Origin of the sequence: Microlunatus ginsengisoli, assembly GCF_039537205.1 — a bacterium.
In the GTDB taxonomy this organism is placed as follows: domain Bacteria; phylum Actinomycetota; class Actinomycetes; order Propionibacteriales; family Propionibacteriaceae; genus Microlunatus; species Microlunatus ginsengisoli.
In genome coordinates, this window is the sequence record NZ_BAABAB010000017.1 from 31,959 (window position 1) to 44,541 (window position 12,583).

Sequence of the window (12,583 nt, forward strand, 5' to 3'; positions counted from 1 at the left end):
CGGTCGTGCGACGCCGAGACGCCCGACCCCAGCGAAGGGATCGGGCGTCTCGATGGTGCGCTGCGCGGCGCGCGCTCGACCGGCTATCCGGCGGTCTGCGCGACCAGGTCGTCGAAGGCGACCGTGATCGGGAAGTTGGTGGACGAGCCGGACAGATACCCGAGCACGCTCACCCCGCCGGCCGCCTGCAGCGAGGAGGACGTGTCCGACCCGGTCAGGTTCCAGCTGCTGGGCTCGCTGGCACCGACCTTCCAGATCTTGGCCTTGAGCGTGGTGGTGCCGGTGCCGACCGCCTGCATCCGCAGCTGCAGCTGCGAGCCGACGGTGTAGTTGTTGGCCGAGCCGAGGGTGACCGAGGTGATCGTCGTCTCGGTGCCGCCGACCATCTTGGTCAGATAGAGGGTCAGCTGCCCGGTCGACGCGGCCACCTTGACCTTCGCCCGGTATTCGTCGTTGCCGACCACCCGCGCCGCCACACCGGCCTGCTCGCCGCCGCCGTCGGCGAGCTTGGAGAAGGAGACCTTTGCGGTCAGGTCGGTGCTGGTCGAGCTGACGCCGGTCAACACGGCCCGCGGGCCGGCGCCCGCCTTGGTCAGCGAGATGTTGCCGGACGATCCGTCGACGGAGAACGCGCTCGAACCGCCGAACAAGGTCCACGGGCCGCCCTTGGTGGCGCTGCCCCAGCCCCCGGAGACGGTGCGGCCGAAGTCGTCGCTGGCCATCGGTCCGGTGGGCGCGGTCGTCGTCACGGTCTTGGTCACCGAGCCGGTGCCGCCGTCGTTGTCGGTGACGGTCAGCTTGACCTGGTAGTCCCCGGCCGCGGCGTAGCTGTGGTTGGGGCTGACCCCGGTGCCGGTCGTGCTGTCACCGAAGTCCCAGGCGTAGGAGCTGATGGTGCCGTCGGAGTCGGCGGAGCCGGACGCGTCGAAGGAGACCAGCAGGTCGCTCACCGAGCTGCTGAAGGCCGCCGTCGGCGCCGCGTTCGCCGTCGTGGTCACGCTCTTGCTGGTGGTTCCCGTCCCGCCGGTGCCCCCGGTGTTGTCGGTCACCGTCAGGGTGATCGTGTACGTTCCCGCGCTGGCGTAGGTATGGCTGGCGGTCGCGCCGGTGCCGGTGCTCCCGTCACCCCAGTTCCAGGCGTAGCTGGCGATCGTGCCGTCGGGGTCGGAGGAGGCCGAGCCGTCGACGCTCACCGAGAGCTTGTTGACCGACGTCGTGAAGGACGCCGTCGGCGGCACGTTCACCGAGCCGCCGGTGCCACGGGTGTAGTGCTGGGAGATCTGGCTGGCACTCAGCACGCTCGGGTAGACGGCGACCTCGTCGATGCTGCCGGCGAGGTAGTCGCTGGACGGCCGGCTGGCCCAGTTGGCGAGGTTGTCGCCACCGATCCGCCAGAAGCCCTTGTAGTCGTAGGCCGTGGTGACGCCGGTGGTGGAGGCCACCTTGGCGCCGTCGACGTACAGTGCCATCCCGCCGCTGCCGAAGGTGGACACGATGTGGTGCCACTTGCCGTCGTTGTACGCGTTCGGGCTGGTGATGACCTGGCGAACCAGCGCCGGGGTGTAGATGCCGAACGACAGCTTGCCGTTGTTCAGCATGTAGACCTGCCGGTCGTAGGTGTAGCTGGATCCGGTCGAGCTGGAGCCGTAGCCGATGATCTTCCCGCCCCTGGTCGTGCTGGTCTTGACCCATGCCTCGGTGCTGAACGTGCTCGGCGCGCTGGCGTAGGTGTTGGTGGTGGCCCAGCCGGTGTTGGTGCCGCCGAAGGTGGCCGCGGTGTCGCCGGCGATCACGCCGGCACCGCCCATGGTCACGCCGGCCTGCGCGCTCAGGTTGCCGAACCCGGGCGCGAGGTCGACCAGGGTGGTGGAGCCGGCCGGCTCACCCAGCCGCCAGTAGTCGCCGGCCCCGTCGGCCAGCACGCCGGAGGCGTACGTCGGCACCGAGCTCGCGCTCGCCGCGACGATCGTGATGGTGTCGGAGCGCACCTCGTTGCCGAACGGATCACTGACGAAGATGCGGTACTTGTACGTCTGGCCGGGGGTGAGACCGGTGTCCACGTAGCCCATCCCGGGCCGGTACCACTCGCTGGAGGGCGCGGTGGTGGTGTAGATCGGCTTGGTGGTGTTGCCGTCGCGGATCACCTTGTAGGTCAGGTTCTCGTTGTCCCGGTCCCAGTTGGCCAGCCAGCTGACCCGCACCTCGCCCGGCCGGACCGAGGTCAGGGTCGGGTTCTGCTTCGAGCCGGTCAGCTCGGGACCGATCTTGTTCGGGGCGATCGAGGAGACCGCATAGCGAACCAGGCCCTGCTGGGTCACGCCGTTGGCGGTCGGGAACTCGCCGCCGTAGAGGACGTACTGGCCGTTGCCGGTGACCGTCCAGCCGGCCTGAGCCTGTCCGGTGAAGGTGCCGGCGGTCAGCTTGGGGTTCCACTTCAGCAGGCTGGGCGCGGTATAGCCGGCCCAGTTCGGGTAGCCCAGCGGGTCGCGGGTCAGGGTCTGGGTCGCGGTCTTGCTGAACGCGGTGCCCCAGTGGTTGATCCAGGTCGCGAGCTGCGGGAAGCCGTCGGGCAGGTTGCCGCAGTAGTGAGCGTGGCTGACCGCGTAGACCTCGCCGCCGCCGGCCATCGGGTAGGTGCCGTAGGTGTCGCCGTGGCAGTCCTCGAGCCACACGATGGAGCCGTCGCTCCAGTTCAGCTTGGTGATCCCCTCGAGGTTGCCGCCGGCGCCGAACACGTACCCGGAGACGTAGACATAGCTGCCGTCGGTGGTGAGCGCGGTGACGCCGGAGTTGTCGCCGGCGTCGCGGACGACGGAATTCGCGGCCCACGGCAGGCTGTTGCCGTTCAGGTCCACCGCACCGAGGCCGTAGCCCGGGTTGGACGAGCCGTTCAGAGACTGGAACTTGCCGCCGATCAGCAGCTTGTCGCCGCTCGGCGACATCGCCATCGCGCTGACCTGGGCGGACACCCCGGTCGCGCTGGTGGCGGTCGGCGCCCAGCTGAGCAGCGAGCCGTCGCTCGCCTGCGCCGCGGCCAGTCGGCTGCGGGCCGTGCCGTTGACGCTGGTGAAGACGCCGCCGAAATAGACCGTGCCGGCGGTCGGCACGATTGCCCGGACGCTCGCGTCCGCGCCGGCCTGGAAGCTGTTGATGACCGCGCCGGTGCTCGGGTTGAGGGCCACGATCCGGTTGCGGATGATGCCGTTGACGGTGGTGAACGCGCCGCCGGCGTAGATCACCGAGTTGTCCGGCGATGCCGCGAGCGCGTAGACCTCGCCGTTGGTTGCCGGCGCCCAGCTGGTGATCAGCTCACCGGTGGTGAGGTTGTAGGCCAGCAGGTTGGCGCGCGCGGTGGTGTTCACTCCGGCGGCCGCGCCGGCCGGGCGGGCGGTGGTGAAGTTGCCGCCGACGTACACCGTGTTGCCGACGATCAGCTGGGTCCAGGCGACCCCGTCGATCTGGACGGTGGGCAGCGGGTCGGCCGAGACCGTCGTCGGCGTCGCCGGGTTGGTCGGATCGGCCGGGGCCGTGTCGGCCTGTGCCGGTGTCGCCAGTCCCACCAACGCCAGTAGCGTGGCACCGGCCACGAGCGCGCTGGCGCGCTTGAGCATTCGTGTTGCAGAAACCATCATCGCGGTCCCGACTCCCCCATCGACCAATCCGTCCCCGACCCGGCATGGGTCTCCGCCAGGCATAGAAGCCCGGGGGCGATTGGTGATACGCGAGCACTGACGGCACTCTCCGTGCCGTCTCCGCGGTGCCCACGTCCGGTGACCCCGACGTCCCCAGTGCACCGCGCCTGCCGCCTGCGCGACGATCCCCCCGAAACTTGCATGACCAGCGCAGCCGAGGGCACAAAGCCCCCAGCTAGGAAAAGCGTAAGTCACCACGGAAGTGCTGGCGGTCGATTAGCGACATCTCATCCGGCCCACGCCCTCCGGACGCACAAAAGTGCGCAGCCTCAGCAGACAGTCGAACGGCCCCTCGCCCGGTCCGTCAGCACCGACATTTCCCCTGGTCAGGAACGACTTTCGGGCGCCGTTATCGGCTCTCCGCCCAGATTTTAGCGTACGGATTCCATCGTTGAGGTCAATTGTCTGCAGAACGAGCGGACAACAGTTTTCTTTTGCCCGCTCCCGAACTCAGTCCGACGACGGCGATTCGGGCACCGCGGGGACGTTCTCGTCCTCGGTCGGCAGGTCGCCGCCGGTATCGATACTGTCGTCCTTCGCCACTCGCCCGGCCGCCGCCTTGGCCTCGTCGATCGCGGCACCGGCATCCTCGAGCTGAGTCGGGTCGGCATCCTGCGGTTCCTGCGCTGCGGTGGTCATGTCTCAGTCCTACCCGACCGGCGGGGGCGCTACCCGGCGACACGGGCTACCTTGCTGTCCGATGAGCGCGTACGTCGTCGGCCTGGTCCTGGTCGCCGCCGCGCTGCACGCGGGCTGGAACGCCGTCGCGAAGAACATCCCCGATCGACTGGCCGCATCGATGCTGATCGGGCTGAGCTATTTGCTCGGCGGCGCGATCGGGCTGGCTCTGCTGCCGCTGCCCGCGACCGGATCCTGGCCGTATCTGGCCGCGTCGGCGGTGCTGCAGACGGTCTATCTGATCCTGCTCACCGCCGCCTACCGGCACGGCGACTTCTCCCAGCTCTATCCCCTCATCCGCGGCCTGGCGGTGGTCCAGGTCAGCTTGGTCTCGGTCGTCGTCCTCGGCGAGCGGCTGAGTCCGATCCAGCTGGTCGGCGTGTCCGTGGTGGCCGGCGCCCTGATCGCTCTGACGTTCGTCGGACCGGCCCCGCAGTCAGGCTCCCGCCGCGGAGTCGGCCTGGCCGTGCTGACCGCCGTCTGCATCGCGGGGTACACCCTGGTGGACGGTCAAGGAGTCCGCCAGTCCGGCGCGCCGCTCGGCTACGCCGCCGCCCTGTTCGCCGTGCAGGGCATCACGCTACCGATCGCCTGCGTGCTGCTGGCCACGAACTCCCGCCGGCTCGGCCGTGAGCTCCGTAGCCATTGGCGGCTGGGCCTGCTCGGCGGGACCATGTCGCTGATCGCGTACGCCATCGTGGTGTGGGCACAGAACCAGGCGCCGCTCGCGCTCGTCTCGGCCCTGCGCGAGACGAGCGTGCTGCTCGCCGGTGTGATCGGCTGGCTGTTCTTCCGCGAGCCGCTCAGCCCGGCCCGGACCGCTCTGACCGTCGTCGCGGTCGCGGGTGTCGTCGCGCTGCAGCTGGGCTGACCGTGGGGTCGGGCGCCGGGAAAAGGATGGCCGGAGGAAAAAGGTCGAGGGTCAGATAAAAGGCGCAAGGGGCGACGTACGCTTTCTGCGTGAGGTCGATCGCGGCAGGATTGGCCCGACTGTCCCCCCTGTTGGCCGCGGTCGGGGCCCTGCTCGCCGTGCTCGCGATCTATTCCGAACCCGTGGCCGGACCGCTGCTGTTCACCTTGCGTGGGCCGAATGCCTCGGCCGTCGTCGTGTTCGCCGCCTTCACCGCCGGCGGGATCTGGACGCTTCGCCGGGCCTCCCGCTCGGCGTGGCGTTGGGGGCTCGGCCTGGGCACCCTGTTTGCGGCAGCGCAGCTGATCGGCTGGTCGTTGCGCACGCAGAACGCGCTGCTGGCACCGCTGCTGACCGCTGACCACCTCGTCTGGACGGTCGTCCATTTCCTGGGAACCGGCTGGATGGCCAGCGCCGGCCTCGCTGCCCTGATCCAGGTCGTCGACGCCCGTGCGGGGCGCGTCGTCGGGGTCCTGGACGAAAGGCCCGGGCCGGTCGGTCGTCTGCTCAGCGCCCTACGCTCACCGCGTGCCCGCCCACGCCGGATCGGGCTGGCCATGGTGATGGGGATCTTCGTGCTGTCCCGTCTGCCGTACGTTCTCACGTACTGGCCCGGCATCGTCTTCTTCGACACCTTCCGGAGCTACTCCTACGCTCGCGGCACGCGGCCGTGGGATTCGTACGAACCGGTCGGGTCGTCCGTGCTGATCACCGCCTTCCAGTGGCTCGGCACCACCCTCGGGACCGGGGATGCGGGCGGCGTCGCCCTCGCCATGCTGACCTACCTGCTGGCCGCCTCCGCGGCCTTCACCTTCATGCTCTGGCGGCTCGCGATCTGGGGAGTCTCGCGTGGGCTGTGGGTGTTCGGCCTCTGCTGGCTGGCCCTGCTGCCGATCTTCGGCATGTACAGCGTCAGTGTGGTGAAGGACGTACCGTTCTCGATCGCCGTCACGGTGCTGCTCGTTTGTCTGGGCGAACTCTCGTTCGGTCCTCCGGCCAGCGCCGCCCGGCGCTGGCCCTGGGTGCTCCTCTCCCTCGCCGCGATCGTCGCGTTCGCCACGAGGAACAACGGGATCTACGTGCTCGCGCTCGCGCTGCCGATCCTGCTCGGCCCGCTGTGGCAGCACCGGAGGCACGTCCTCGCCGTGCTGGGCGTCGTGCTGATCGCCTTCCTCCTCTACCGAGGTCCGCTCTATTCTGCGTTGCGGGTGGCGCCCGGTCCCGAGGACGAGGCATTTGCGGTGCCGCTCCAACAACTGGCGAGGATCGCCGACGACGACCTCGATTCGCTGACCGAGCCCGACAAACAGTTCCTCACCCGGATCTTCGGCGGAATGCCGCCGGACCAGCTCGGCGCGCACTACGTCCCGGCGTTGGCCGACCCCATGAAGTTGGGAGCGCGGAAGGCCTGGTTCCAGCACAGCACCGGGGAGCTGCTCGCCGGCTGGGCGTCGCTGGCCGCGCGATTCCCCGGTACCGCACTGGCGGCAACCCTCGCCAACACCGTCGGCTACTGGGATCCGGATGCCCCGCCCTACGACGGCCCGAACTGGTGGTCCGACAACAACGTCCGCGACATCCATCTCGACATACCCTCCGGCCGGCCGGCCTCCGGCCCGGCTGCCGCCGTGCTGGCCAGCGGGCTCGTGCCGACCCGCGACTATCGCAACGGTGTGCACGACGACGGCTACCGAGCCATCCCGCTGCTCGGCTCGGCGATGTCGCCGGCCCCGGTGTGCTGGGCCTGGCTGATCAGTGCCGCGTTGGTGGCCCGGCGTCGGCGGCCGCGAAGCCTTGCGCTGTTCGTGCCCGCCGGCATCCTGCTGCTCACCTGCCTGGCCGGGCCGGTCTCGGGCGGGCAGCGCTACACGCTCCCCCTGTTCATGGGCCTGCCGCTCGCGGTTTCGGCGGTGGCCCTGTCGGTCCGCTCGTCCGGGCGGTCCCCTCGGCGGGCCGCGCTGCCCGCTCCGGGGGCCATCGACCTCACCGGGCGCGCCGGCTCCGGCCGACGTCTCGGGGTGCCATCCGACCCGCTGGACGCAGCGGAGCGTGGGTCCGTCGAGCAGCCCGCCGCTCGCCGATCGGCGCCAGCACCCTGACGGACCTGTCATGCTCATCCCGAGCGGATCGCGCCGCACCAGAGCAGAACCGAGAAGGTCTCATGTCCGACGACACGCCCACGATCGAACCGGGGCCGCCCGAGTCCGATCCGGTCTCCGAGCCGGCCGCCACGGGGGCCTCGCCGCTGCGACTGAGGTTGGGCGTCGCCCTGATCCTGCTCTGGTGGATCCCGTTCTGGGCGCTCGGGCCGGCCATCACCCAGGCGCTGTCCGGGCTGCCGGTACCGCCGAGCGTGGCCGTGGTCACCGGCACCATCGTCGTCATCCAAACCGTGATCGGGCTGCTCGGCTTCTGGGTCGCCGGCAGCGAGGTCAAGACGATCGTGCAACAGGCGCCGAAGAAGCGGGCCGCGCTGCGCGCGATCTGGTCCATCTTCATCCACGGCGAGATCCGCACCGCCGAGACGACCGGCACCGAGCCTCCGCCCTGATCCGCTCCGCCGGCTCAGGCTCGGATGCCGCGGGGCAGCATCAGCGCGCAGCGAGCCGCCTCCCTGGCCTGGTGGCCGGCCGCCGCCCAGTTCCCCGCCCGGGCCTGGTTCAGCGCCGTCCGACCGGCGAAGACGACCGCGTACGCCAGCGCCTTCCGGGTCGTCCGCGGCCGCCGCTCGGCGGGCAGGTAGCCCGACACCACGCCGATCGCGGTCACCCGTTCGCGGACGTTCTCCCCGGTCTGCACCCGGACCGAGGTGTCGGACGAGCCGTGTCGCCGATACAGCGCCAGCACCTCGTCGACGAACATGATCGGTCCACTGGCAGCGAGCCTGGTCCACATGTCCCAGTCAGCCGCGTGCGGCAGATCGGTGCGATAGCCGCCGATCCGTTCGTACGCCGCGCGCCGCACCACGATCCCCGGGGCCCGGACCCGGTTCGACACCGCGAACGCGTCCAGCGCGTCGGGCCAGATCCCGGTGCCGTTGCGATACGACTTCGTCACGTACAGCAGCTCGTTGTCGCCGTCGATGTCTTGCACCCGGCAGACCGCGGCCACGGCATCGGAACCGGCCAGGGCTCGCTCCATCCCGGCGTAGAAGCCGGGCAGCACCCCGTCGTCCCCGTGCAGCAGGTGGACGAGCTCACCCCGGGATAGCTCGAGGCAGCGGTTGAAGGTGCCGATCGCCCCGAGGTGCGTCGGATTGGGGCTGAATACGACCTTCCCCCCGCCGAGCCGTTCGACCACCCGGCCGGGATCGTCGGTAGACGCGTCGTCGGCCACGATGATCTCGGCGTCATCCCGCCCGGCCAGCTGGGCGAGCACCTCCGGCAGCGCCTGAGCGAGATAGTCGGCGCAGTTGTGAACGGGGATGACGACCGACCATCGCGGCCGATCGCCGGCGGTCACCGGCGGAACCTGCACGATTTGGGCCATCGAGGGGATTCTACGGGTTCCGGCCGCGGGGCCGTGGCCAGTGGCGACCACTAGGGTTGCGGGGTGACGACGAAGAGATTCGGTATCGCCGGGGCGGGATTCTCAGGCGCAGTCATCGCCCGCGAGCTGGCAGAGGCCGGCCACGAGGTGACCGTGTTCGAGACCCGCGACCATGTCGCCGGCAACTGCCACACCGAGCGCGACCCCGAGACCAGCGTGATGATCCACCGCTACGGGCCGCACATCTTCCACACCGGCAACGAACGGGTCTGGGAGTACGTGAACCGGTTCGGCACGATGATGCCGTACAACCACCGGGTCCGGACCACCGTCGGCGGCCGGGTCTACCTGCTGCCGGTGAACCTGCTGACCATCAACCAGCTGTTCGAGACCGCGCTCAACCCGGCCGAGGCCAGGGCCTTCATCGCCGAGCAGGCCGACTCCACGATCGGCGAACCGCGGAACTTCGAGGAGCAGGCGCTGAAGTTCATGGGCCGCCGGCTCTACGAGGCGTTCTTCCTCGGCTACACCACGAAACAGTGGGGGCTGCCGCCGACCGAGATCCCCGCCGCGGTGCTGCGCCGGCTGCCGCTGCGGTTCAGCTACGAGGACTCCTACTTCAACCACCCGCACCAGGCGATCCCGCGGGACGGCTACACCTCGATCGTGCAGCAGATCCTCGACCACCCGCGGATCGAGGTGCTGCTGTCCACCGGCTACGGGGTGGCCGACCGCGGCCAGTTCGACCACTCGATCTGGACCGGCCCGCTGGACGCGTGGTTCGACTACCGGTTCGGCCGGCTGGGCTACCGGACGCTGGACTTCGAGGAGATCCGGGACACCGGCGACCACATCGGCTGCGCGGTGATGAACTACGGCGACGTCGAGGTGCCCTACACCCGGATCGCGGAGCACAAGCACTTTGCACCCTGGGAGGAGCACGAGGGCACGGTCTGTTTCCGGGAGACCAGCCGGCTGGCCGGCGAGGGGGACATTCCCTACTACCCGATCCGGCTGGCCAACGACAAGAGCGTGCTCGGCCAGTACCTGGACGCAGCCCGGGCCGAGGCCGGCGTGACGTTCGTCGGCCGGCTGGGGACGTACCGCTATCTCGACATGGACGTGACCATCGGCGAAGCCCTGACCGCCGCCGACGGAATCCTGGACGCTATCGGCTCCGGCGCCGCTGTTCCGTCGCTATTCGTCGACGCCTGAACCGATCAGCGCCTCCGCCTCGGCTGCCTCGGCCTGCCCGGCGTCGATCCGCGCGAGGAGGTCGGTCATCCGGTCGTCGACGCCGGCCAGCCCGACTTCCAGTGCGGTGAGCCGGCCCTCGAGCACCCGCAACTGCTGCTGGATCACCATCAGACCGAACATCGTGTCCTGGCGTCGCGGCTCGCCGCCGCGTCTGGTGGCGCGTCCGACGACCTTGCCGACCCGGTTGCCCTGCATGACGTTGCGCAGATAGCGCCCCGTCAGCACAGCGGTGTGCTGGACGCCCGAGTGCCGCAGGTGGAACGCGGCGGTGACCACCGGATTGTTGGAGCCCGGGTTGCTCGACAGGCTGCGGACGAAGCTGCCGTATTCGCGCTTGTGCAGCGCCATGCTCAACCGCTGTGCCGTGACCCCCTTGTTGCCCTCCCGCAGCGCCGCGGCGATGGTGTCCGGGGTGTACTCGGCGAAAATCGGGACGAGGATGTCGAACAGCCGGCGTCGCAGTTCCGGCGGAGTCCGGCGGGAGATCCACTCCAACTGCGAGATCACCCAGCCCAGCAGCGTCGTCTGATAGACCTCCAGCACACGCCGCCGCTCCAGCCAGCTGTGGATGGTGTCATGGTGGCTGAAGATCTTGAAGAGCCGCTCGTCGGCGGTCGCCATGGTCTGGCCGGTCCGGCCGACCCGGTGATAGCACAGCACCTCGGGCACCAGCGCGATCGACCGGGCCGAGACCACCGAGAACCAGTGAAACGGGTTGTCTTCGTAGAAGGCGTCGCTGACCGGGAACCGGATCGCGTTGTCCTCCAGCAGGCTCCGGCGATACAGCTTGCGCCAGGGCACGGCGATGAAGCGGAGCACCTGCCGCCGGGTCTGCACGTCCAGCGGGTAGCACGAGCCTGGCAGCTCGGCCCAGCGGTGGGCGTCGGCCGGGTCGCGCCGCTCGCCGGTCTCGTCGACGACCTCCTGGTATTCACACATCGCCAGGTCGGCATCGCAGCTGTCGGCGGCATCGACCAGGCGCTCGAACATCGTCGGCTCGACGTAGTCGTCGCCGTCGACGAAGCCGACCCACTCCCCGCTCGCGCGGTCCAGACCGGCGTTGGCCGCTGTCGCCACACCGCCCGGGCTGTTCTCGCCGAGCAGCACCGGGATGAAGCGCGGGTCGTCGGCGCAGAACGCGGCGATCTTCTCCGGTGTGCTGTCGGAGGATCCGTCGTCGACCACCAGCACCTCGATATCGGTCAGCGTCTGGGCGGCGACGCTGGCCAGGCACTGATCGATATAGGACTCGATGTTGTAGGAGGTGACGATGATGCTGAGCTCAGCCACGAATCTGGTTCCTCTCCCCTGGTCAGGCCAGCGACGTGCGGACGATACGACTGGCGAGCCCTGAGTCTCGCCGCAGCCGGATTCGGGCGAAGTCGCCGACGTCGATCCGGAGCAGGTGCTGCTGCAGACCGAGGTTGAACTCGTCCAGCACGTCCGGCGTCACGCGGCTCTTCGCCCAGCCGGCCACCCGGAGGACGAAATCCCAGTAGTGGTGGGAATACCGGTTCCGCTTCTCCGGCCTCGCCTCGAGCTCGGTATAGGTCTCGTTCAGCGCGTCGATCAGGCTCAGCCGGGCCCGGCTCTCGCGGTTGGTGAGGTTGCGGCCGCCCTCGGCGACGATGTGGGTACACAGCGGCTGGTCCAGCAGCAGGATGCTCCGGGCGTCCAGCAAGGTGAGCCAGTGCCCGAGTACGTCGTTGTGCACCGGCGTGCTGCCGTAACGCAGGCCGGTGCGACGGTAGTGCTCGGTGCGGGCGAGCTTGTTCCACGGATAGTTGGAGAAGCCGAGCAGCCGCGGTACGTCGCTGAGCCGGGCCACCCGTCGCGGTGCCGTCGCGTACTGGGCCCAGACCGAGGCGTCGAAGGAGTTCATCGCCTCGTCGCCGTTGGCCTGCCCGCGGCGGTAGTTGTACGGCATCATCGCCACGTCGGCACCGGTGTCGTCCAGGGAGTCGATGGCCACGCGCAGGCTGCTCGGGTGGATCTCGTCGTCGGCGTCGAAGAACAACACGTAGCGCCCGCGCGCACGGGCGAAGCCCAGATTGCGGGCCAGGCCGGCGCCATGGTTGGTGCTGAAGCCCTCGACCACCACCTCGGGCCGGTCCAGTGCCCGAAGCTGGGCGACGGAGCCGTCGGTGGACGCATCATCGACCACGATGACCTCCACCGACACCGCGTCGACACTCAGGAACGACTCGACGACGCCGGTGACGGTGGCACTCGCGTTGTGCATCGGAATGATCACCGACAGGTCTGGCTGGTTCGTCACACGTAGTCCACTTCCGGGCTGGTCGGGCGAGGCCGACGGCTGTCGAGCCCGCAGAGATCGGCGGATGCCCGCCTCGCCGGAACCCTATGCACACACGCGGCGGCACACACGCGGCGCGGCGCGGCAGATTCGGCAAGGCTACCGGAACCACCGATCTGTACCGCTATACCCCGCGCACGGCGGTTGCACCGCCCGGCGAGTCTCGCTGTCATCGCGGAGGGGATGCTCCATGCTGAGAACGTGACCGCCGCTTCCCGCCTGCAGCCGGCGCGCGGGCCG

At 69.5% G+C, this 12,583-nt stretch carries 9 protein-coding genes; 4 read left to right on the plus strand and 5 right to left on the minus strand.

Features of this window, described 5'->3' with window-relative positions; translation table 11 throughout:
• Positions 1-83: 83 nt before the first annotated feature.
• Positions 84-3,611, minus strand: a complete 3,528-nt coding sequence (locus ABD747_RS12705) for a PKD domain-containing protein (protein ID WP_344805025.1) — start codon at positions 3,609-3,611, stop codon at positions 84-86.
• Between the two features lie 531 nt (positions 3,612-4,142).
• Positions 4,143-4,331 carry a hypothetical protein gene (locus ABD747_RS12710; RefSeq protein ID WP_344805027.1) on the minus strand — a complete coding sequence of 63 codons (189 nt, stop codon included), beginning with the start codon at positions 4,329-4,331 and terminating at the stop codon, positions 4,143-4,145.
• A gap of 61 nt (positions 4,332-4,392) precedes the next feature.
• Here ABD747_RS12710 and ABD747_RS12715 point away from each other — a divergent pair, with 61 nt between their 5' ends.
• The 3 genes from ABD747_RS12715 to ABD747_RS12725 all read left to right on the plus strand — a co-directional run bounded on the left by ABD747_RS12715 (position 4,393) and on the right by ABD747_RS12725 (position 7,831).
• On the plus strand, positions 4,393-5,241 hold the full coding sequence (locus ABD747_RS12715; RefSeq protein ID WP_344805029.1) for an EamA family transporter: 849 nt from the start codon (positions 4,393-4,395) through the stop codon (positions 5,239-5,241).
• An 89-nt stretch (positions 5,242-5,330) separates the two neighbouring features.
• Positions 5,331-7,379, plus strand: coding sequence for a DUF6020 family protein (locus ABD747_RS12720; protein WP_344805031.1), 2,049 nt, complete (start codon positions 5,331-5,333; stop codon positions 7,377-7,379).
• A gap of 62 nt (positions 7,380-7,441) precedes the next feature.
• On the plus strand, positions 7,442-7,831 hold the full coding sequence (locus tag ABD747_RS12725) for a hypothetical protein (protein WP_344805033.1): 390 nt from the start codon (positions 7,442-7,444) through the stop codon (positions 7,829-7,831).
• 14 nt (positions 7,832-7,845) lie between these two features.
• Here the strand turns inward: ABD747_RS12725 and ABD747_RS12730 are convergent, their stop codons facing one another.
• Complete coding sequence (locus tag ABD747_RS12730; protein WP_344805036.1) at positions 7,846-8,769, minus strand: glycosyltransferase; 924 nt, start codon at positions 8,767-8,769, stop codon at positions 7,846-7,848.
• 63 nt (positions 8,770-8,832) lie between these two features.
• On the opposite strand from ABD747_RS12730, the gene ABD747_RS12735 reads away from it, so the two are divergent.
• Positions 8,833-9,984, plus strand: coding sequence for a UDP-galactopyranose/dTDP-fucopyranose mutase family protein (locus ABD747_RS12735; RefSeq protein WP_344805038.1), 1,152 nt, complete (start codon positions 8,833-8,835; stop codon positions 9,982-9,984).
• On the opposite strand, the gene ABD747_RS12740 is transcribed toward ABD747_RS12735, so the two are convergent.
• Positions 9,967-11,316, minus strand: a complete 1,350-nt coding sequence (locus ABD747_RS12740) for a glycosyltransferase family 2 protein (RefSeq protein ID WP_344805040.1) — start codon at positions 11,314-11,316, stop codon at positions 9,967-9,969. The genes ABD747_RS12735 and ABD747_RS12740 overlap by 18 nt on opposite strands.
• Before the next feature lie 22 nt (positions 11,317-11,338).
• Positions 11,339-12,304: a glycosyltransferase family 2 protein gene (locus tag ABD747_RS12745; RefSeq protein WP_344805042.1), complete on the minus strand. Its 966-nt coding sequence runs from the start codon at positions 12,302-12,304 to the stop codon at positions 11,339-11,341.
• Positions 12,305-12,583: the final 279 nt, after the last annotated feature.

Coding starts and splice junctions, on each gene's coding strand:
- ABD747_RS12705 (WP_344805025.1), bottom strand. CDS start 3,611: ATGCTCAAGCGCGCCAGCGCGCTCGTGGCCGGTGCCACGCTACTGGCG.
- ABD747_RS12710 (WP_344805027.1), bottom strand. CDS start 4,331: ATGACCACCGCAGCGCAGGAACCGCAGGATGCCGACCCGACTCAGCTC.
- ABD747_RS12715 (WP_344805029.1), top strand. CDS start 4,393: ATGAGCGCGTACGTCGTCGGCCTGGTCCTGGTCGCCGCCGCGCTGCAC.
- ABD747_RS12725 (WP_344805033.1), top strand. CDS start 7,442: ATGTCCGACGACACGCCCACGATCGAACCGGGGCCGCCCGAGTCCGAT.
- ABD747_RS12730 (WP_344805036.1), bottom strand. CDS start 8,769: ATGGCCCAAATCGTGCAGGTTCCGCCGGTGACCGCCGGCGATCGGCCG.